Origin of the sequence: Burkholderia cepacia (assembly GCF_029962485.1) — a bacterium.
Lineage (GTDB): Bacteria > Pseudomonadota > Gammaproteobacteria > Burkholderiales > Burkholderiaceae > Burkholderia.
Window position 1 is genome coordinate 2,086,772 of the sequence record NZ_CP073638.1, and the last position, 21,109, is coordinate 2,107,880.

General features: G+C 67.0%; 18 protein-coding genes. 5 read left to right on the forward strand and 13 right to left on the reverse strand.

Going from position 1 to position 21,109, the window contains the following annotated elements:
- Nucleotides 1–26 precede the first annotated feature (26 nt).
- Together blaOXA and KEC55_RS25720 are read left to right on the forward strand one after the other, a co-directional pair.
- Complete coding sequence (gene blaOXA / locus KEC55_RS25715; protein WP_282507924.1) at nucleotides 27–836, forward strand: OXA-1043 family class D beta-lactamase; 810 nt, start codon at nucleotides 27–29, stop codon at nucleotides 834–836.
- On the forward strand, nucleotides 833–1,972 hold the full coding sequence (locus KEC55_RS25720; protein WP_282507925.1) for an acyltransferase family protein: 1,140 nt from the start codon (nucleotides 833–835) through the stop codon (nucleotides 1,970–1,972). The genes blaOXA and KEC55_RS25720 overlap by 4 nt, the downstream gene beginning before the upstream one ends.
- 180 nt (nucleotides 1,973–2,152) lie before the next feature.
- Here KEC55_RS25720 and KEC55_RS25725 read toward each other — a convergent pair whose 3' ends face one another.
- The 5 genes from KEC55_RS25725 to KEC55_RS25745 all read right to left on the reverse strand — a co-directional run bounded on the left by KEC55_RS25725 (nucleotide 2,153) and on the right by KEC55_RS25745 (nucleotide 7,742).
- The gene (locus KEC55_RS25725) at nucleotides 2,153–2,890 is read right to left on the reverse strand and encodes a hypothetical protein (RefSeq protein WP_282507926.1); all 738 of its coding nucleotides are present in this window, start codon (nucleotides 2,888–2,890) and stop codon (nucleotides 2,153–2,155) included.
- A gap of 33 nt (nucleotides 2,891–2,923) precedes the next feature.
- On the reverse strand, nucleotides 2,924–4,315 hold the full coding sequence (locus KEC55_RS25730) for an alkaline phosphatase (RefSeq protein WP_282507927.1): 1,392 nt from the start codon (nucleotides 4,313–4,315) through the stop codon (nucleotides 2,924–2,926).
- Between the two features lie 32 nt (nucleotides 4,316–4,347).
- Nucleotides 4,348–5,787, reverse strand: coding sequence for an alkaline phosphatase (locus KEC55_RS25735; protein ID WP_282507928.1), 1,440 nt, complete (start codon nucleotides 5,785–5,787; stop codon nucleotides 4,348–4,350).
- Between the two features lie 153 nt (nucleotides 5,788–5,940).
- Nucleotides 5,941–6,531, reverse strand: a complete 591-nt coding sequence (locus KEC55_RS25740; protein ID WP_282507929.1) for a class I SAM-dependent methyltransferase — start codon at nucleotides 6,529–6,531, stop codon at nucleotides 5,941–5,943.
- A gap of 227 nt (nucleotides 6,532–6,758) precedes the next feature.
- Nucleotides 6,759–7,742: an aldo/keto reductase gene (locus KEC55_RS25745; protein WP_282507931.1), complete on the reverse strand. Its 984-nt coding sequence runs from the start codon at nucleotides 7,740–7,742 to the stop codon at nucleotides 6,759–6,761.
- A 121-nt stretch (nucleotides 7,743–7,863) separates the two neighbouring features.
- Here KEC55_RS25745 and KEC55_RS25750 point away from each other — a divergent pair, with 121 nt between their 5' ends.
- Entirely contained in the window at nucleotides 7,864–8,781 is a 918-nt protein-coding gene (locus KEC55_RS25750) for a LysR family transcriptional regulator (protein WP_282507932.1), read from the forward strand.
- 120 nt (nucleotides 8,782–8,901) lie between these two features.
- On the opposite strand, the gene KEC55_RS25755 is transcribed toward KEC55_RS25750, so the two are convergent.
- From KEC55_RS25755 to KEC55_RS25765, 3 genes are all read right to left on the reverse strand, one after another.
- Nucleotides 8,902–9,342, reverse strand: coding sequence for a GNAT family N-acetyltransferase (locus KEC55_RS25755; RefSeq protein ID WP_282507933.1), 441 nt, complete (start codon nucleotides 9,340–9,342; stop codon nucleotides 8,902–8,904).
- A gap of 105 nt (nucleotides 9,343–9,447) precedes the next feature.
- A complete protein-coding gene (poxB, locus tag KEC55_RS25760; protein ID WP_282507934.1) occupies nucleotides 9,448–11,169 on the reverse strand; it encodes a ubiquinone-dependent pyruvate dehydrogenase in 1,722 nt (573 codons plus the stop codon).
- 257 nt (nucleotides 11,170–11,426) lie between these two features.
- Nucleotides 11,427–11,954 (reverse strand): Lrp/AsnC family transcriptional regulator, encoded by a 528-nt coding sequence (locus KEC55_RS25765; protein ID WP_039322783.1) that lies wholly within the window; start codon nucleotides 11,952–11,954, stop codon nucleotides 11,427–11,429.
- A 163-nt stretch (nucleotides 11,955–12,117) separates the two neighbouring features.
- On the opposite strand from KEC55_RS25765, the gene mdeB reads away from it, so the two are divergent.
- Nucleotides 12,118–14,844 (forward strand): alpha-ketoglutarate dehydrogenase, encoded by a 2,727-nt coding sequence (gene mdeB, locus KEC55_RS25770; RefSeq protein ID WP_282507935.1) that lies wholly within the window; start codon nucleotides 12,118–12,120, stop codon nucleotides 14,842–14,844.
- A gap of 60 nt (nucleotides 14,845–14,904) precedes the next feature.
- Here mdeB and KEC55_RS25775 read toward each other — a convergent pair whose 3' ends face one another.
- From KEC55_RS25775 to KEC55_RS25785, 3 genes are all read right to left on the reverse strand, one after another.
- Nucleotides 14,905–15,378: an RES family NAD+ phosphorylase gene (locus tag KEC55_RS25775; protein ID WP_282507936.1), complete on the reverse strand. Its 474-nt coding sequence runs from the start codon at nucleotides 15,376–15,378 to the stop codon at nucleotides 14,905–14,907.
- Nucleotides 15,375–15,878: an antitoxin Xre/MbcA/ParS toxin-binding domain-containing protein gene (locus KEC55_RS25780; protein WP_282507937.1), complete on the reverse strand. Its 504-nt coding sequence runs from the start codon at nucleotides 15,876–15,878 to the stop codon at nucleotides 15,375–15,377. Before KEC55_RS25780 ends, KEC55_RS25775 begins: the two co-directional genes overlap by 4 nt.
- A gap of 110 nt (nucleotides 15,879–15,988) precedes the next feature.
- Complete coding sequence (locus KEC55_RS25785) at nucleotides 15,989–16,489, reverse strand: Lrp/AsnC family transcriptional regulator (protein ID WP_282507938.1); 501 nt, start codon at nucleotides 16,487–16,489, stop codon at nucleotides 15,989–15,991.
- A gap of 191 nt (nucleotides 16,490–16,680) precedes the next feature.
- Here KEC55_RS25785 and KEC55_RS25790 point away from each other — a divergent pair, with 191 nt between their 5' ends.
- Entirely contained in the window at nucleotides 16,681–17,697 is a 1,017-nt protein-coding gene (locus KEC55_RS25790) for a 1-aminocyclopropane-1-carboxylate deaminase (protein ID WP_282507939.1), read from the forward strand.
- A gap of 67 nt (nucleotides 17,698–17,764) precedes the next feature.
- On the opposite strand, the gene KEC55_RS25795 is transcribed toward KEC55_RS25790, so the two are convergent.
- Both KEC55_RS25795 and KEC55_RS25800 read right to left on the reverse strand, forming a co-directional pair.
- Nucleotides 17,765–18,052 (reverse strand): hypothetical protein, encoded by a 288-nt coding sequence (locus tag KEC55_RS25795; RefSeq protein WP_282507940.1) that lies wholly within the window; start codon nucleotides 18,050–18,052, stop codon nucleotides 17,765–17,767.
- 47 nt (nucleotides 18,053–18,099) lie between these two features.
- On the reverse strand, nucleotides 18,100–21,108 hold the full coding sequence (locus KEC55_RS25800) for an ATP-binding protein (RefSeq protein WP_282507941.1): 3,009 nt from the start codon (nucleotides 21,106–21,108) through the stop codon (nucleotides 18,100–18,102).
- Nucleotide 21,109: the final 1 nt, after the last annotated feature.

Genomic DNA, 21,109 nt, shown 5'->3' on the forward strand with positions numbered 1-21,109 from the left:
TGCCGCCCATCCCCGAGGAGTGTCACTTGAAGCACTGGCGCCGCGCGCTGTTCACCTTCGCCGCCGGCCTTCTGGCCAGCGCGACGTCCGATGCCCGCCCGATCTGCACCGTCGTCGCCGACGCCGCCACCGGCCAGATGCTCGTGCAGCAAGGCGACTGCGCGACCCGCGTAACGCCGGCGTCGACGTTCAAGGTCGCCATCAGCCTGATGGGCTTCGACGCGGGCGTCCTGAAGGACGCGCACACCCCGACGCTCGACTTCCACGCCGGCTACCCCGACTGGGGCGGCGCGCCGTGGCGCGAGCCGACCGATCCGGCACGCTGGATGAAGCTGTCGGTGTTCTGGTACTCGCAGCAGGTCACGCAGGCGCTCGGGCAGGCACGCTGCCAGCAGTACACGAACGCGTTCGGCTACGGCAACGCGGACGTGACCAGCCGGCAGGGTGAACTGAACGGCGTGATGGGCGCATGGGTCAACGCGTCGCTGCGCATCTCGCCGCTCGAACAGGTCGGCTTCATGCGCAAGATCGCGAACCGGACGCTGCCCGTCAGCGCGCACGCGTACGACATGACCGAGCGCATCACGCTGATCGACGCGCAGCCCGGCGGCTGGATCGTGCACGGCAAGACGGGCACCGGGTCGCCGGGGCGCAAGTACGATGCATCGCACGCGTACGGCTGGTTCGTCGGCTGGGCGGCCAAGGGGCCGCGCAAGCTCGTGTTCGCGTACCTGATACAGGACGACGAGCGGCAGACGCCGAATGCCGGCCTGCGCGCACGCGATACGTTCCTGGCGACGCTGCCGGCCCTCGCCGAAGCGGGCAGGCAGCAATGAGCGCCGGCCCGCGCAACGCGCGGATCGACCTGCTGCGCGGCGTGTCGATCGTGCTCGTCCTGCTGCATCACTTCAACATCCCCTACTCGCTGCGCGACACGTCGCTCGCACGCGTATTCGGCTGGGATGCGGTGCATGCGGTGGCGCGCAACGGCAACTACGGCGTGACGATGTTCTTCGTGATTTCCGGCTACCTGATCACGTCGAATGCGCGGCACCGCTGGGGCAACCTCGGCGCGATCGACGTGCGCACTTTCTACGTGTCACGCGTCGCGCGCATCGTGCCGTGCCTGCTCCTGCTGCTCGCGCTGGTCAACGGCCTCGCGGCGGCCGGCGTGCCGATCTTCCAGAACCACGCGCCGGAGGGTATCGCCGCATCGTTCTGGCTCGTGAATCTCGCGTCGCTCACGTTCTGGATGAACGTGCTGATCGGTGCATACGGGTGGGTCAACTACGCGCTCGGCGTGCTGTGGTCGCTGTCGGTCGAAGAGGTGTTCTATCTATCGTTTCCGCTGTTGTGCATCGCGTTGCGCCGCGATGCACGGCTGGCCGCGTTCTGGGTGATCGTCGCCGCGATCGGGCCCGTGTACCGCTTCACGCACGCCGGCGACGAAGGCGGGTTCCTCTATGCGTACTTTGCGTCGTTCGACGGGATCGCGATCGGCTGCTGCACCGCGTTGCTAGCCGAACGCGCAAGCTGGCAACGGTTGGCCGCGCCGCTCGTGCAGGGTCTCGTCGCGGCGGCGATGGCCGCGCTTTACCTGGCCTGGCCGATCGCGGAAAGCCACGTCGCCGGCGTCACGGCGATGGCGCTCGGCACCGCCGTGCTGCTGATCGGCGCGCACGTCAACGGCACGCGCGCGCAGGGCCGCCTGCTCGCGCCGTTGCGCCGGGCCGGCACGCTGAGCTACGAGCTGTACCTGTTTCACCTGATCGTGCTCGGCGGGTTGCGCACATTCTGGCCGCCGTCGGGCATGCACGGCGACGGCAAGCTCGGGTTGCTCGTCGCGTATCTGGCGCTGTCGGCCGCATTGAGCGCAGCGATCGCGCGCGGCTATGCGACACCGCTCGACCGCTTCATCAAGCGGGTCGCGTCGCGGCCTTCAGCGCGTGTGCCGGACGGCGCGCAGCTCTAGCAAATCGTCGGCATCCCCTGCCGGGCGACACGACGCCGGAAAAAGAAAAAAGCGGCCAGCGCCCGGCCGTATCGCGATTGCGATACCGGCCGGCCTGACCGCAAGCCCCGCGTACGAATCGTACGATCGACCGGGCGACAGAAGCCGTTGCGTGATCGGTAGAGCATGGCCGCCCGCCGGTCAATCCAGATAGTCGGCGTACTCCTTGCGCGTATAGCTGGCGAGCGTCGTCCACGGCAGCGGCTCGCGCCGCGCGGCGGGCGCCGGCGTCAACGTCAGCTTGCGCACGACGCGACCGTCGACACTCCGGTATTCGACCGACAGCGGCGCCTGCAGCTTCTCGCTCCACAGGATCCGGTTCACCCCGCGCGCGCCGGGCGTATCGACGGCCTGCTCATACCAGACGGTGCCGGGCGCGTCGCCGCGCTTGGCGACCGCGAGCCGCTTCAACTGCGACGGCGGCGTCACGTAATACGCGTTGTCCCACGAGCCGTCGAAACCGGTGGTTTCGTACTCGGCCGGCGGCACGCCGACGACCGTCCGGTTCGCCGCATCGACGTACTCGATGCGTGCCGTCTTGCCGTCGTATGTCACGTGCCGCGCGGCCGCCTGGAAGTTGAAATGCTTGTGGCCCGCGTGGGCGGCGGCCGGCTGCACACCGGCGCGGCGGCCCGTGTCGTGGTCATGATCGTGATCGTCGCCATGCCCGCCGCCAGCCGCCGCGGCGGGCAGCACGCGTTCGACCCACACGTGCCCGTCGCGCCGCACCATCCGTTCGCGATACAGCGTCGTGCGCGTCACGCCGTCGGCCGTCACCGTGCGGCTCTCGTGCAGCAGCACGGCGTCGAGGTCCGCCGCTGCGAACGCGGGGAGCGCGGCCAGCCCGCACGCGAGCGCGCAGAAGAAGTGACGTTTCATCGCAGGTTTCCGTTCATCGTGAAATCGCCGGCCTCAGAAACCGAACGCCGAGCGCACGAGACCGAACACCTTCGTGTTGTCGATCGTGCCCTTGAACGCCTTCGCATCCGCGCCGTCGGCGAACAGCATCACGTCGCCGCCGCCGTGCGTTTCCGAACCCGCGCTGCCCATCCGCACGCCGACTTCCTGCAGATACGCCTCGTTCGTCGCCGTGGCCGAATCGACCGACGTGCGCACGTTCGGCCGGTTCGCGCCGTTGCCGAACACCAGCGTCGTGTAGGTATTGCCGTCGGCGTCCTTGCTCGGCTGGCCGTCGCGGTAGTTGCGGCTGATGTCCAGAATCGGGTTGCCACGCTTCGAATAGCCGTTGATCGTCATCGTGTGGTCGTGGTCGGCCGTCACGACGATCAGCGTGTTCGACAGGTCGACCTTCGACAGCGCGACGCGAATCGCTTCGTCGAATGCGGCCGTGTCTTCGAGTGCGCGCTTCGCGTTGGTGCCGTGCAGCGCGTGATCGATCCGGCCGCCCTCGACCATCAGGAAATAGCCGTTCGAATTCTTCGACAGCACGTCGATCGCCTTCGACGTCATCTCGGCGAGGCTCGGCTGCGACGGGCCTTCGCCCTTGCCCGCGACGCGGTCAAGCTCGTATTCAAGATGGCTCGTCGAACTGAACAAACCGACCAGCTTGCCGTTGCCGGCCTGCGCGAGCTGATCCTTCGTGGCGACGACCGTATAGCCCTTCGCCTTCATCTCGTTGAGCAGGTTGCGTCCGTCCGCGCGGCCGCGCTTGTTGGTTGCCGCGTCGAACGGCGTCCAGTGGTTGCGGCCGCCGCCCATCAGCACGTCGACGCCGTCGCCGAGCGCCGCGTTGTAGCCCGCGCCGCCCGGCGCCGCCTGCGCGGCGATGTCGTACTGCGCGTCGCGATGGCAGATGTGCGAATAGGTCGCGGCCGGCGTCGCGTGCGTCAGTTCGGTCGTCGTGATCGCGCCGACCGCCTTGCCACGCGCCTTCGCCAGCTCCAGCAGCGTCGCGACCGGCTGGCCGTTGCCCGGCGCGCAGTTGTTCACCGTCTTGTTGCCGTTCGCGTCGTTGCCCGGCGCGACCGCGCGCGTGTCCGACGACATCGACAGCACTTCGTTGTTCATCTTCACGCCGGTCATGTACGCGGCCATCGACGGCGCGCTGTCGGTCGTCTGCGCGTCGTTCGAGAAGGTCTTGATGCGCGCGGTGCGCGCCAGCTTCTCCATCGTCAGTTGTCCCGACTCACCGACCTTGTAGATCCGGCTCGCCGTCACGGTCGTCGGCCCCATGCCGTCGCCGAGAAAGAAAATCACGTTCTTCGCCTGGCCGGCGGCCTGCGCCGCGCCGCACGCGAAACCCGCGACGGCCAGCGCCGCCGCGATGCACTTGATGGTCGACATCCTGTATTCCCCTGTACCCGTATGGTCGGCGCTCACAGCTGCACCGCGTTGCGCACCAGCTCGAAGACCTTGTTGTTCTCGATCACGCCGTGGAACGCATCCGCGCCGCGGCCGATCGCACCGAGGAACACATCGGTGCCGCCGTGCGTCTCGTTGCCCTTGTCCATCCGCACGACCGCCTCCTGGCGATAGTCGTCGGCGCCCGTCACCGCATCGGTGAGCGCGGTGCCCGCGCGGCTGCCCTGCACGCGGTTCTCGCCGTTGCCGAAGCCGATGATCGTGTACGGCGCGCCGTCCGCGTCCTTCGCGATCGCGCCCGTCTGGTAGCTGCGCAGCACGCCCAGCACGCCGGGCTTGCCCGCCTCGGTCTTGCCAGTGCGCGCCGCATAGCCGTTCAGCACCAGCGTGTGGTCGTGGTCGGCCGTGACGACGATCAGCGTGTTCTTCAGGTCGGGATCGGTCTTGCGCACCTTGTCGATCGTCGCCTTGATCGCGTTGTCGAACGCGACCGTATCCTGCAGCGCGCGCTTCGCGTTGGTGTCGTGCAGCGCGTGATCGATCCGGCCGCCTTCGACCATCAGGAAATAGCCGTTCGAATTCTTCTGCAGCACGTCGAGCGCGCGCGTCGCCATGTCGGTGAGGCTCGGCTCCTTGGTCGCGCCGCGATCGAGGTCGTAGCTCATGTGGCTCGACGAGAACAGGCCGACCAGCTTGCCGCTCTTCGTCGCATCGGCCGCCAGCAGGTCGTCGCGGTTCTGCGCGAACGCATAGCCCTTCGCCTTCAGCTCGTTGACCAGGTTGCGCCCGTCGGTGCGCTTGCCGCCGCCGTCCTTCGGCACGAAGAATTGCGTGCCGCCGCCGAGCACGACGTCGACGCCGTCGCCCAGCGCGCCGTTGTAGCCCGCGCCGCCCGGCACGAGCTGCGCCGCGATGTCGTTCTCGGCATCGCGATGGCACACGTGTGCGTAGGTTGCAGCAGGCGTCGCGTGCGTGACGCGCGTGGTCGTCACGACGCCGGTGGCCCAGCCCTTCGCCTTCGCGATTTCAAGCAGCGTCGTCGCCGATTTGCCGTTGTTCGCGCCGCAGTTGCCGGTCAGGCTCGCGCTCGGCTCGATCGCCTTCGTGTCGGGCGACATCGAGATCACTTCGTTGTTGGTCTTCACGCCGGTCATGTACGCCGACATCGACGGCGCGCTGTCCGTCACCTGCGCATCGTTCGAGTAGGTCTTCACGAACGCGGTTTCCGGCAGCGTATCGATCGTGAGCGCGCCGTCTTCACCGACGCCGTAGATACGTGCGGCCGTCAGCGTCGTCATCCCCATCCCGTCGCCGAGGAAGAAGATCACGTTGCGCGCCGCCGTCTGAACGGGCGGCTGGGTGGGCGACGTGCTGGTCGGGCCGTCGTCGCTGCCGCATCCGGCAAGTGCAAAGGCGCCCGCACACAGCAGCGCCACCGTTTTGATTCGATTCATGTACCGGTTCTCCCCGCCGTTGATGCTTTCGAAATGAAAGGCGATGGTAGGAACCTGATGTGACGACAATATGAATGGTAATTGGAAGGTGTCGAATGAATTATGAAAGGATACGGCGAGGCGCCCCGGTCGGGCGCCGCGCGCGCGGCGGCATCATTTCGCGTGTTCGGCGGTGATGCTGCGCACGGTCACGATGCGCGCGGGCGGAATGTTTGCCCAGACGATCCGGCTGCCGCAAGCAACAAATGCCGAATCGCCCAGCGGATGGCGGCCGGGCGGCCGCAGGTCGTACGTGAACTGGATCATCACGCCGTCGGCCGACAGCACGCGGTGGCACTGATCGATGATCGCCGTCACGTCCTCGCGTGGCAGCGTTCGCAGCGGCAGGCACGACACGATCGCGTCAACGCGCGCATCGGGCGGCAGCAGCCGCTCGAGCTGCCGCGCGTCGCCCGATACGATCGAGATGCCCGGAAAGCGTCGTCGCAGGTGCTGGACGAACGCCGACGAGCGTTCGACCACGACGAGGCGCCGTGGCGCGACGCCGCGCTCGAGCAACGCCGCAGTGATCGCGCCGGTGCCGCCGCCGAGCTCGACAACGAGCCCGTCGCCGTCCGGCACGGCATCGGCCATCTCGCGCGCCAGGTGCCGCGAACTCGGACACAACGCCCCTACCGCGGCCGGACGGCCGACCCACTCACGCACGAACAGTGCCGAGACACGCCACGCATTCGGCCACATCATGGGCAGCCCTTGAGCGATTGCGCCGTCAGCAACGACACGCCGACGACTTCATGGAACAGGGCTACGGCGACTCGAGGCTTTGGCATGCGCATCCTCCTGGACGAATCGGTCCGCCGCAGGAAGAGCGACGATCAAATCGATTCTAGGAAACGCAAACTTAAGGCGACGTGAAGATTGACCCTGATTCCCCTGATCAATTCGTGCCCGATCAGACGCCGGACGCGCGTTCAGCGATCGACGCGCTGCTGCAACTGCGCGGGATAACGCTCGCCGACGATCCTGATCTGCTGCAGCGCGGTCTCGATCGCGGCGAGATCGTCGGCCGTCAGCACGACGTCGGCCGCGCCGACGTTCTCGTCGAGCCGGTGCAGCTTCGTCGTGCCCGGAATCGGCACGATCCACGGCTGGCGGGCCAGCAGCCAGGCCAGCGCGATCTGTGCGCGCGTCACACCTTTATCGGTCGCGATGCGGCCGATCAGATCGACGAGGCCCGCATTGGCCTTGCGGTTGTCCTCGGAGAAGCGCGGCACGATATTGCGGAAATCGTTCTCGGCAAAGGTCGTGTTCGCATCGATCGCGCCGGTCAGGAAGCCTTTCCCGAGCGGGCTGAACGGCACGAAGCCGATCCCGAGTTCCTCGAGCGTCGGCAGGATCCGCGCCTCCGGCTCGCGCCACCACAGCGAATACTCGCTTTGCAGCGCGGCGACCGGCTGCACCGCGTGCGCGCGGCGGATCGTCTGCTCACCGGCTTCCGACAGCCCGAAGTGCGCGACCTTGCCCTCGCGGATCAGGTCCTTGACCGTGCCGGCCACGTCTTCGATCGGTACGTTCGGATCGACGCGGTGCTGGTAGAACAGGTCGATGCGATCGACCTTCAGCCGCTTCAGCGCTGCGTCGGCCACATCGCGGATATGCGACGGCCGGCTGTCGACGCCCTTCATCGGCAGGCCGTCCTCGAAACCGAACTTGGTCGCGATCACGACCTGGTCGCGAAACGGCGCGACCGCCTCGCCGACCAGTTCCTCGTTGACGAACGGGCCATACGCTTCCGCCGTGTCGAAGAACGTCACGCCGCGCTCGAACGCGGTGCGAATCAGCGCGATGCCGCTCGCCTTGTCGGTCGCGGGGCCGTAGCCGTAACTCAATCCCATGCAGCCGAGCCCGATTGCCGAGACTTCGAGGCCGCTCTTACCAAGCATGCGCTTTTGCATGAATTTCTCCTGCGAAAAAGATGAAGACGATCGACGGAATGCCGAGGAACGCAGTGTAGGTTGATGGATACCGCTCAACAATCGGCGTACCATTTCACGTGTTATTGAGGAATTTTCACAAATGCAGCGCACCGACATCGGCGAACTCACCAGCTTCATCACGATCGCGGAGCAGCGCAGCTTCAGCGGCGCGGCGCGCATCCTGGGTGTGTCGCCGTCGGCGCTGAGCCATACGATCCGCCATCTCGAAGCACGGCTCGGCGTGCGCCTGTTCAACCGCACGACGCGCTCGGTCGCGCTGACGGAGGCCGGTGAACAGTTGCTGGTGCGCGTGCGGCCCGCGGTGGCCGATCTCGAGGACGCGCTGAACGACGCCGCGACCGCCCGCAACCGCCCGTCCGGCCAGATCCGGATCAGCGCGTCGGAGGCTGCGTCGCGCCCGCTGATCCGGCATGTGCTGCCGGCCTTCGTCGCCCGCTACCCGGACATCCACGTCGAGTTCGTCACCGATTCGCGGCTGATCGACATCGTCGAACACGGGTTCGACGCCGGCATCCGCGTTCACGAGGACGTGCCGCGCGACATGATCGCCGTGCGCTTCGGCGGCCCGATGCGCTTCGTCGCGGTCGCATCGCCCGACTACCTGTCGCGCCACGCCGCGCCGGAAAGCCCGCAGGACCTCACGCTCCACGCGTGCATCCGCTACCGCTTCGAAAGCGGCGCGCTTTATCGCTGGGACCTGATGCGCGACGGCAAGCGCGTGAGCGTCGATGTCGACGGGCCGTTGACGCTCGGCAACCAGACGCTGATGATCGACGCGGCGCTGGCCGGCATCGGGATCGCGTGGGTCACGGAAGCGCGCGTCGCCGAGCATCTGGCATCGGGGCGGCTGGTGCAGGTACTGCCCGAGTGGAGCCAGTTGTTCGACAGTCTGTGCCTTTACTATCCGGCGAACCGGCATCCGCCGGCGGCGTTGCGGCTGTTCGTCGAGGCCGTGCGAGAGTGGGTGGCGGCCGGGTGCGAAGCGGCGCCGGGCTGAACGCACGCGCCAGCGCACCGGAACATCGTCGCGGCCGACGCCGTGCAGCGTGCGTGCCGTGCGGCGTGCTCGGCGTGGCGTCGCGCCGTGCCGCGCGACGCACACATCCTGCCCGCCCGCTCAGCGCGTGGCGCGCATCCGGATGTTCGCGAACGGCAAGCCTTCGTCGTCCTCGTCGCGCCGCGAAATTTCCTCGAAGCCGAGCCGCGTGTAAAACGCACGGGCATCGCGATTGTCGGCATACACCTCGAGATCGAGCGCGCCCTTGAGCGCGAGCGCATGCTCGACCAGCGCGCGGCCGATCCCGTGGCCGTGCATCGACGGCGCGACGAACAATCCGCCGATCGACGTGTCGAGCAGGCCAATGAAGCCGACCGGTTCGCCGGCACGGCACGCGACCCAGGTTTCCGCGTCGGGCAGATAGATCTTCTCGACCAGCGTGCGCTGCTCGCGCAGCCGCGCCTCGCCCAGAAACGGATGCGCGTGCAGCGATGCGTCGAACCAGATGGCCGACAGCGTGTGCAGGTCAGATGCCTCGTAGGCGCGAATTTCGATTGCCATGTTTTTGTGTTGTTCAATGCCTCACGCATCGACGCACGCACCCCGGCGCGTTCGTCGATGCGTGACGCCGCGGGCGCTGCCCGAAGCAGCGCGGCGCGGCTCGTCTTACCGCAGGTTGGTTCTCGCCAATTCGACGATCTCGTCGCCGCGACCGCTGAGGATCGCGCGCAGCATGAACAGGCTGAAGCCTTTCGCATGCGCGAGTTCGATCTTCGGCGGCATCGCGAGTTCGTACTTCGACGTGACGACGTCGACGACGGCCGGCCCGTCATGCGCGAACGCCATGCGCAGCGCTTCCTCGACGTTCTCCGAGTGCTCGACGCGCACGCTGAAGATGCCCGCGCCCTTCGCGATCGCCGCGAAATCGGTCGGGCTCAGGTCGACGTTCGTGTCGAGATAGCCGGCCGCCTTCAGCTCCATCGACACGAAGCCGAGCAGGCTGTTGTTGTACACGACGATCTTGATCGGCAGCTTGAGCTGGCGTGCGGTGAGCAGGTCGCCGAGCAGCATCGACAGCCCGCCGTCGCCGGACAGCGACACCACCTGCCGGCCCGGATGCGCGCCCTGCGCGCCGAGCGCCTGCGGCATTGCATTCGCCATCGAGCCGTGATTGAACGAGCCGTGCAGTTGCCGCTTGCCGTTCATCGTCAGGTAGCGCGCGGCCCACAGCGTCGGCGTGCCGACGTCGGCCGTGAAGATCGCGTCTTCCGCCGCGACTTCGTCGACGATCTTCGTCAGGTATTGCGGATGGATCGCGCGGCCCGGCGGCTCGGCCACCGCGAGATCGTCGAGCCCCTTGCGCGCGGCTGCGTAATGCTTCAGCGCATTCTCGAGGAAACGCCGCTGCGTCTTGCGCGTCAGGCGCGGCAGCAGCGCCGCGATCGTTTCCTTCACGGTGCCGACGAGGCCGAGCGCGAGCGGCGCGCGATGGCCGAGCTGCGAGCCTTTCCAGTCGATCTGCGCGACCTTCGCGTTCGACGGATAGAACGGCCGGTACGGAAAATCCGTGCCGAGCATCAGCAGCGTGTCGCACGACTCCATTGCGTGATAGCCCGAGCTGAAGCCGATCAGCCCCGTCATCCCGACATCGAACGGGTTGTCCCATTCGACGAACTGCTTGCCGCGCAACGCATGCACGACCGGCGCGCCGAGCGTGTCGGCCAGCGCGACCACCTCGTCGTGCGCGCCCTGCGTGCCGCTGCCGCACAGCAGCGTCACCGCGTCGGACGCATTGAGCAGCGCCGCGAGCCGGTCGAGATCGGCGTCGGCCGGCAGGATCGACGGCGGCGCCGCTTCGCTCCATGCAGGCAGCTCTTCCGGGCCGTCGCCGAGCGCGATGTCGCCCGGCAGCACGATCACCGCGACGCCGCGCTCGTCGATCGCGGTGCGCATCGCGCGCGCGAGCACGCGCGGGAACTGCGACGCGTTCGTCACGAGTTCCGCGAAATGGCTGCACTCGCGGAACAGTTCCTGCGGATGGGTTTCCTGGAAGTAACCGAGCCCGATCTCGGTCGACGGGATGTGCGCGGCGATCGCGAGCACCGGCTGGTGATTGCGGTGGCAGTCGTACAACCCGTTGATCAGGTGCAGGTTGCCGGGGCCGCAACTGCCCGCGCACACCGCGAGCCGCCCGGTCGACGCGGCATCCGCGCCGGCCGCGAACGCGGCGCTTTCCTCGTGCCGCGTATGCATCCAGCGGATCGAGCCGATCTGGCTCAGGCTGAACGACAGCCCGTTCAGGCTGTCGCCCGTCACGCCCCAGATGCGCTCGACGCCCGCTGCCGCCAGCGTCTTCGCCAGGTATTCCGCCATCGTCTGTCTTGCCATGTTGCCCTCGCTCGTTGATCGGTCGTCACACGATTGATCCGGCAACGGCAGCCGCCGTCGCCGCTGACGGGACGAGCATACGCGATCGTGCCGCGCGGCGTCGTGAAGACGCGAACGCCCTGCACACCGCTGCGGCAGCGATCCGTCGTGCCGCATGCCGCCCCTTTCGACGGCGTCGGGAAATCGTCGGCACTTTGTCATCGCTCCGACTGCAGTCGGAAGTCCGAAACCGGGCAGGCGCGCCTGCGACTCCCCGCTCAGCTCCAGTCCGACGCGGCCTCGTCCGGATCGACCAGCGTCAACCCCGCCGCCGGCAGCGGCAGTGCGGTCTTGTAGCGCACCTGCTTCAGCGCGAAGCTCGACCGGATGTTCGACACGCCGGGAATCGTCGTCAGGCGCTCGATGATGAAACGCTCGAGCGTGCGCATGTCGGGCATCACGACGCGCAGCAGGTAGTCGGCGTCGCCCGACATCAGGTAGCACTCCATCACCTCGGGCCGCTGCGAGATCGCTTCCTCGAAGCGCTGCAGCGCATCCTCGACCTGCTTCTCCAGGCTGACCTGGATGAACACGTTGATCCGCAGCCCGAGCGGCTCCGGATCGAGCAGCGTGACCTGCTGCCGGAACAGCCCGAGCTTCTCCAGCGCGCGCACGCGGTTGAAGCATGGCGTGGCCGACAGGTTCACCGCACGCGCGAGTTCCGCGTTCGTGATCCGGGCGTTCTGCTGAAGCTGGTTCAGGATACCGATGTCGATGCGGTCGAGCCGCCGCGGGTTTGAGCTCATGGTCGAAATATTCCGGAAGAGTAGCCACAACCGGAATATTTACACTATCGGAGCGCGAAATCCCAATGAAATCAGACGCATATTTTGCGGATCGGCGGGTAGCATGATCCGACTGATTGCCACTGATGCGCGCCGCTTTGAACCAGCGCGCGGGAGACCTGCGATGACGGACCTGTCGAACGGTATCGATGCCACGCGGCGCGCGGGCGCAGCACACGCCGACGCCGACCCTGAAGAAACCGCCGAATGGCTGGAGGCGCTCGACGCCGTCGTCGCGCACGTCGGCAAGGAGCGCGCGCAATACCTGCTCGGCCAGCTCGCCGCGCATGCGCACACCCGCGGGCTCGCGGCCCCGCGCGGCCCCGTCACGCCGTACCTGAACACGATCGCCGCGCACGAACAGCCGCCCTACCCGGGTGACGCCGATCTCGAGGAGCGGCTGTCCGCCGCGTTGCGCTGGAACGCACTCGCGATGGTCGTGCGCGCGAACCGCGCATACGGCGAGCTCGGCGGCCACATCGCGAGCTACGCGTCGGCATCCGACCTGTTCGAAGTCGGCTTCAACCACTTCTTCCGCGCGACGCCGGCCGGCGCGGGCAATGAGGGCGGCCCGGGCGGCGATCTCGTGTACTTCCAGCCGCATTCGTCGCCGGGCGTCTATGCACGTGCGTATCTCGAAGGCTTTCTCGGCGAAGACCATCTCACGCACTATCGCCGCGAAATCGCCGGGCCCGGGCTGTGTTCGTATCCGCATCCGTGGCTGATGCCGGACTTCTGGCAGTTCCCGACCGGCTCGATGGGCATCGGCCCGATCAACGCGATCTACCAGGCGCGCTTCATGCGCTACCTGCAGCATCGCGGGCTCGCGAACACCGCCGGCCGCACCGTGTGGGGCTTCTTCGGCGACGGCGAGATGGACGAGCCCGAATCGCTCGGCGCGCTGTCGCTCGCCGCGCGCGAGGGGCTCGACAACCTCGTGTTCGTGATCAACTGCAACCTGCAGCGGCTCGACGGCCCGGTGCGCGGCAACGGCCGCGTGATCGACGAGCTGGAGGCGCTGTTCGCGGGCGCCGGCTGGAACACGATCAAGGTGCTGTGGGGTTCCGACTGGGATCCGCTGTTCGCACGCGATCACGCGGGCGCACTCGCGCGCGCGTTCGCCGATACCGTCGACGGCCAGTTCCAGACCTTCTCCGCGAACGACGGCGCGTACAACCGCGCGCGCTTCTTCAGTCAGGACCCGGCGCTCGAAGCGCTCGCCGCGCAGCTCACCGACACGGAGATCGACCGCCTGCGCCGCGGCGGCCACGATGCGCGCAAGCTGCACGCCGCGTACGCACGTGCGCTCGCCCATCGCGGCCAGCCGACCGTGATCCTCGCGAAGACGATGAAGGGCTACGGAATGGGCGCGGCCGGCCAGGGCCGGATGACGACCCATCAGCAGAAGAAGCTCGACGTCGACGATCTGAAGGCGTTCCGCGACCGCTTCCGGTTGCCGCTGTCGGACAGCGACGTCGAGCAGTTGAAGTTTTACAAGCCAGCGGAAGACAGCCCGGAAATGCGTTACCTGCATGCCCGCCGGGCTGCCCTGGGAGGCTATCTGCCCAGAAGGCGGATGGCGGCATCGAAGGGGCTGACCGTCCCTTCGATGCCGGCCTGGGGTGCGTTCGCGCTGGATGCGGCCGGCCGCGAGATGTCGACGACGATGGCGCTCGTGCGCATGCTCTCGGCGTTGATCAAGGATCGCGACATCGGCCCGCGCGTCGTGCCGATCGTGGCCGACGAAGCGCGCACGTTCGGCATGGCAAGCCTGTTCCGGCAGGTCGGCATCTACTCGCCGCTCGGCCAGCGCTACGAGCCGGAAGACCTCGGCTCGATGCTCTATTACCGCGAGGACACACGCGGGCAGATCCTCGAGGAAGGGATTTCGGAAGCGGGCGCGATCTCGTCGTGGATCGCCGCCGCGACGGCATACAGCGTGCACGACCTGCCGATGCTGCCGTTCTACATCTACTACTCGATGTTCGGTTTCCAGCGCATCGGCGACCTGATCTGGGCCGCCGCCGACCAGCGCTCGCGCGGCTTTCTGATCGGCGCGACCTCCGGGCGCACGACGCTCGGCGGCGAGGGCCTGCAGCACCAGGACGGCAGCAGCCATCTCGCGGCATCGACGATTCCGAACTGCCGCGCGTACGATCCGGCGTTCGCGTACGAAGTCGCGACGATCGTCGATGCCGGCATGCGCGAGATGGTCGAGCAGCAGCGCGATGTGTTCTATTACGTGACCGTCATGAACGAGAACTACGCGCAGCCGTCGATGCCCGCCGACGATCCGGACGCGCGGCGCGAAGGCATCCTGAAGGGCATGCACCGGCTGCCGTCCGCCGCGAACGCGACCGCGCGCGTGCAGTTGTTCGGCGCGGGCGCGATTCTCGGCGAAGTGCTCGCCGCGCAGCGGACGCTGCTGGACGACTGGGGGATCGATGCGGCCGTCTGGAGCGTCACGAGCTTCAGCGAATTGCAGCGCGACGGGATGGAAGCCGAGCGGCTGTCGCGGCTCGGCGACGGTTCGGCATCGTCGTATGTCACGCGGATGCTTGAAGGAACACACGGCCCGGTGATCGCCGCGACCGACTACGTACGTGCGGTGCCCGAGCTGATCCGCGCCTACGTGCCGCGCCGCTACGTGACGCTCGGCACCGACGGGTTCGGGCGCAGCGACACGCGCGATGCGCTGCGCGCGTTCTTCGAAGTCGATCGTGCGAGCATCGTGCTCGCCGCGCTGAAGGCATTGGCGGATGACGGGGAACTCGATGCGACTATCGTGCGCAACGCACGGGAGCGTCTCGGCAAAACCTCGCATCCGGGCGTCGCGCCATGGCAGCGATGATCGAACGACGCGACCGGGCAGCAGCCGACGACGATTCGTCGATCCAAACAATACGGCCGACTAGCCAAACAGGCGAGGATCCAGCGCGAACGCTTCTTTGCCGATCACTTTTACGCTCGAAGCAAAATCCGCATGCAGCGGGTTCAGCAGCAAGTTGAAGTCGGTCGGGCAGACGACGGATGGTATGCGCATCGCCAACTGCTCGCCCGCTTCAAGCCAGCCCCGTCCGATCCGGGCAGTCGACTCCGGATCCTGCGACAGTACCGCCCAATCGTCCGGCAGGTCCGGCTGGTACGCGTTGTCATGCACGGTGTCGGGCACTTCCAGCGTCACCAAACAAAGTCCGCCAGCAGGAAGCAAGCCGGACAGTTGGACGAGCGCCTCGAGCAACGACGTCGACGCATGGCAGCAGGTGTACAGCACCCGCATGCCGCGAGGATTCCAGCGGCCGCCTGCGATCGCCGCGCCGTTCCCGCTCAGGTCGTCGGCCAGGTAGTGCCCCTTTCGTTCTTTCGCGAGACGATACACCCTCACGCGCCGACCCCGAACTGGGCACGGTTCAGAATGTCGCGCACCCGGTCGTAGCCGGGCTGTACGTCGAGCACTTCGAGCGGCTTCAAACCGTCGAGCTCCGCGTTCGCCCGGCTCATCCACGCCGCCGCGCGTTCGCCGTCCTCAAACAAATCGGTGGCGAGACCCAGTACGTAGAGCACGCGCGCAACGCGATCGGACTCGCCATGCGACAACCGATCGTGTTTGGCAATTTTCCGCAGAATGGTCGAGCTGGGCAGGCTCAACGCGCTCAAGAGGGACTGAACCGGCACGCCGAGCAACTCGCGTGCGACGCGCTCGATGATGATCGCGTCGAAACCCTCCGCAATCGCGCGCCGCTGCGACATCGGCGCCATCCGGCCAAAGGTGTCGAAATCGCCCTTGGCGGCGCCCAGGCCGTTCGAGCTACTCGCCGGCGGCGCGGCGCGAGACGCGGCGGCCCGCTTGGCCGGCTGACGAGCCGCGGGTGTGGTTGCTGCCATGACGACTCCCAAATGGGTTAATTCAAGCTCCCATTTTATACACCCAATCGGGAATTTTCAATTAACCAAACGGCATATCCGTAACCAGCGGGAATCGACGGCGCTCCGCGCTAAACCGGCAGCGCATGCGTCGACAGAATCTCCTTGAGCACCATGAACGAGCGCACCTGTCGCACACCGGGCAGGTACAGCAACTGTTCGGCATGCAAACGGTTGAAGCTCTCGTTGTCGCGCGTGCGGACCAGCATGAAGTAGTCGAATTCGCCCGTCACCACGTGGCACTCGACGCACCCCGACACCTTCTGCGCGGCCTTCTCGAATTCGGCGAACGCCTCCGGCGTCGAGCGATCGAGCACGAAGCCGATCACGACCAGCATCCCGGCACCCAACGGCTTCGGGTCGAGCAACGCGACGATGCCGCGAATCAACCCCATCTCCTTCAACCGTTCGACGCGCCGCAGGCAAGCCGGCGCGCTCAGCTTCACCTTCGCGGCGAGGCTCACGTTCGAAATCGACGCGTCCTGCTGCAACTGCCGCAGGATCGCTCGGTCGATGCGGTCGAGCGCCGGCGCGGTGTCGGCCGGCGACGTACTACCTCGATCTAATTTCATTGCGTCTCACGTATATTTTGCGAATCAAAATTGTCTCGACTTCTCATATCTCATCGATAACGTAGGTCGTCACTATTTATTTCGCAAGCTCATTTCGCGCCGTCCTGCCTATCATTTTTCCATCGGGACACGGCGTGCGAACAGCACCCGACCGATCCGGTTTCCTGCCCACCGCCTTTCGGAGCTTGTCGATGAACCTGCAACGTTTCCCCCGTTATCCGCTCACGTTCGGCCCGACGCCGATCCAGCCGCTCAAGCGCCTGAGCGCGCACCTCGGCGGCAAGGTCGAGCTGTATGCGAAGCGCGAGGACTGCAACAGCGGTCTGGCGTTCGGCGGCAACAAGACACGCAAGCTCGAATACCTCGTCCCCGACGCGCTTGCGCAAGGCGCCGACACGCTCGTGTCGATCGGCGGCGTACAGTCGAACCAGACGCGCCAGGTCGCGGCCGTCGCCGCGCATCTGGGAATGAAGTGCGTGCTCGTGCAGGAGCATTGGGTCAACTACGAGGATCCGGTATACGACCGCGTCGGCAACATCCAGCTGTCGCGGATGATGGGCGCCGACGTGCGGCTCGTCGCCGACGGTTTCGACATCGGCATCCGTCGCAGCTGGGAAGAAGCGATGGAAAGCGTGCGGCAGGCGGGCGGCAAGCCGTATCCGGTTCCAGCCGGGTGTTCCGAGCATCCGCTCGGCGGGCTCGGGTTCGTCGGCTTCGCGGAAGAAGTGCGGGAACAGGAAGCGCAGCTCGGCTTCAAGTTCGACTACATCGTGGTCTGCTCGGTCACGGGCAGCACACAGGCGGGGATGGTTGTCGGCTTCGCGGCCGACGGACGCGCGGATCGCGTGATCGGCATCGACGCGTCGGCGAAGCCTGAGCAAACGCGCGAACAGATCACGCGCATCGCGCGGCATACGGCCGAACTGGTCGGTCTGGGACGCGACATCGGCGAACGGGACGTCGTGCTCGACACGCGTTACGGCGGGCCCGAATACGGTTTGCCGAGCGACGGCACGCTTGAAGCGATTCGTCTGTGCGCGCGACTGGAAGGCATGCTGACTGATCCCGTCTATGAAGGGAAATCGATGCACGGGATGATCGACAAGGTGCGCCTCGGTGAATTCGAACCGGGGTCGAAGGTGCTGTATGCGCACCTTGGCGGGGTGCCGGCGTTGAGCGCTTACTCGGAGATCTTCCGCAACGGTTGACGGGCATCCGAAATCGCTCCGGCGCACGATGGCCATTTCTGCGCACGCAATGAAGCAGCGACCTCCGTCACCCGCCGGAGGCGCGGACATGCCGGATAACCTGTAATCGGGCGTCGCGCTGTTCCGCGCGATGCCGTCCGACGCCCGCGTGCCGCCCCGCTTTCAGCACGGCGACGTGTCGGGGCACCGCTAACGCATGCTGCGCGTCCATCATTGCTGTCGCGCGTCCGTCCATGAACACACTCGACAGGCGAGCGCCTAATTCCAGAAGATTCAGTGCGCACGCCTGCGCAGCGCAGTGCTCGTGCTCGTGCTCGTGCTCGTGCTCGTGCTCGTGCTCGTCGGCCATCATCATCGCGCGCCTCTTGCGCCATCGCGCCCGAAGGCACGGCGCCGCTCCGTTCAGATGCCTGACAATCTCGACAGCGCAGCCTCCACCGCCACGCGTATCTCCGACCATTCCGGCTTGAGCGCATCGGCACCGCCTGCGGCCAGCACGCGCTCGCCTTTCGCGCATGCATCGCTCGCGTCTGCGTCGCCGGCCAGCGCGAAGCCGCCTCGCATCGAATGCAGTTCGCCCTTGAGGCAATCGTCGTCACCGCGCAGCAATGCGGCGTCGATCGTCGCCAGCGAGTGCAGCGTCGCGGCGCGCAATTGCTCGCGCACCTCGTCCGTCATCGGCGGCGCCTGCTGGTCGTCGCGATCGGCCGCGTGCAACGCCGTCGCGCCGCGCCCGCCGTGGCGCTGCAACACCGCACCGAGCGCATCGATCGACAACGGCTTGAGCACGACCTCCACCACGCCGACCTGCGCGCACCGCCGACGATCCTCTTCGGTCGCGTGCGCGGTCATCGCGATCACGGGTACCGTCGCGCCCTGCTCACGCAGGAAGTTCGCCAGCGCAAAACCATCGAGCTCCGGCATGCCAAGATCGGTCAGTACCACGTCGAACGAATTCGCGAAGTACGCACGCATCGCCTCGACGCCGTTCGTGACGATCGTCGCATCGTAGTGCAGCGCATCGAGTTGATCCCGCAACAGTACGCGGCTCGCCGGGTGGTCTTCCGCGACGAGCACGCGCAGTGGCGCGCCGTCGTCCGCGTGCGTCGGCAACGCATGTTCCGCAGCGGGCTCGTCGTCGAACGCGACGCGCCATCCGGACGGCGCCTCCGCCAGCGGCAGCGATGCGGTAAAGGTTGTCCCCATACCCGGTTGGCTTTCGACCGTCAGCGCACCGCCCATCAGGCGCGCGAGACGTCCGCAGAGCGGCAGCCCCAGCCCGGTGCCGCCGAAGCGCCGGTCAATCGACGGATCGGTCCGCACGTACACGTCGAACAGCGTTGGCAGCGCTTCTGCCGGAATGCCGATGCCCGTGTCGCGCACCGACACTTCAAGGCCGCACGGGCTGCCGGAAGCGGCAGCCGGCATCGCGTCGATCGTCACGCTGCCCTGCTCGGTGAATTTGATCGCATTGCTGACGAGGTTCGACACGATCTGCCGCAGGCGGGTCGGATCGCCGACGTAACCGTCGGCCAGCCCCAGCGCAACGCGGCATTCGAGTACGAGCCGTTTCGCCTCGGCGAGCGGACGAAAGATCGCCGCGACATCGCGCAGCACCGCACGCAGGTCGAACGGCACGGCTTCCAGCACCATCTGGTTGGATTCGGCCTTCGACAGGTCGAGCACGTCGGTGATCACGCGCATCAGCGCGTCGGACGACGACATGACCGTCTGCAGCCGACGCTGTTCGTCCGATGGCAACGCCGCACGCGCCATCAATTCGAGATTGCCGATGATCGCATTCAGCGGCGTGCGAATCTCGTGGCTCATCGTCGCCAGGAAGGTCGACTTCGCCTTGTTCGCGTCGTCCGCGGCTTCGCGCGCCTCGCGCAACTTGTCTTCCGCCTGCTTGCGCGCGGTGATGTCGGTCAGCGTACAGAGCAGCACATCGACGCCGCGATAGCGGGTACGGACGATGTGCGCAGCAAGATAGGCCGCCCTGCCACCTTCGCGGTCGACCGACAATTCGTGCGTGACGATGCGCGACCTCCGTCCGCCCGCGGGACTGTCGCGGTACGCCTGCCAGATGCGCTTGCCGAGCGGCGGCGCCGCGCCGGTATCGCCATAACCCTGTGCGGCCTCGTTGCGCACCATCGTGTCGCCATTGGCCAGCGACAGCAGCATGATGCCGACCGGCGCCGTGCGAATCAGCGTGCGATTCAGCGCCTCGCTTTCGATCAGCCGGATCGCGCGGCGGTTGGCGGAGCGCAGCGCGCGCCGGTCGAACATGGCGATCGCGACCCAGACCGTTCCGATCGCGAGCAACGCAAGACCGGCGGCTATACCCAGGCGGACGGCCACGCCGTCGAACAGGCTGCGCCACGAGTACGTCGCGGTCAGCACCACCTCGTGGAACCCCGGCATGCGCTCGCCGATGACGATATTCGTGCCGACACGGTGTGCGGCCGCCCGTTCGCCACGGGCCGCGCGCGCATGATCGAGCGCGTGGGCAGTCAGCGCGGGCGCCGCCTGCCGGCCGGTCAGGACATTCGCGTTCGAATCGACCAGTGCGTAGTCCTTGCCGGCGGACGACGCACGCAGGATGTCGTCGATCTCCGGTCGCGTGACGACGACGAACCATGCGATCGGCTTGCCTTGCTTGTCCCGCACCACCTGCGTGAACCGCAGCACGGATCGCCCGAGCAGCGGGTCCTGCCGCCGGTCCAGAAAAATCGGCCGATTGCCTGGCGCAGCGGCCGCCGATACAAAATCGGCCGGCGGCTGCAACTGCTGGATCAACGCCTTCACGTCGAAATCGGCCGGCAGCGCGCGCGCCGACTTCACCAGCGGATAGCCGGCGACGATGACAAAGCCGCCGTCCGGATCGATCAGATATCCGCCCATGCCCGGATCGCCGGGCTGTCTCGGCGACATGACACCGGTCTTCTCGATCTGCTCGAGAAACGCGGCCAGAAACGGCGCATGGGCGCCCCCTGGCCGGGACGACGGACCGGCCGCGAATGCAGCCACCGCCACGCGTCCCGCGCGCCCGAGGACGGACAGCCTGCCGCGCTCGTCGGCAAACCGGCTGAGGGCATCGGGCGGCGCGCTCGGCCCGTGTCCGGCGATCGACTCGAAGTTTTCGAGATAGCGATTCTGGAGCGCCTTGACCACCTCCATCTCCGCCAGCAGGTCGGCCTTGCGTACCAGGAACTCCGACCGGTCATGCGCAACCGATTCCTGCAGGTCGAGCCGCGCGACCAGTGCCGCGCAGACCAGCACGAACACCGTGATCGCCACCCCGCTTCCGTACAGCAGCCATTGCTGCTGGCGTCGCACGCGGCCCGGCTCGAACGGTTTGCGGCCCGCGGCCGCGGCACGCGCGATCAGCGTTTTCAGTTTGGTGGGCATG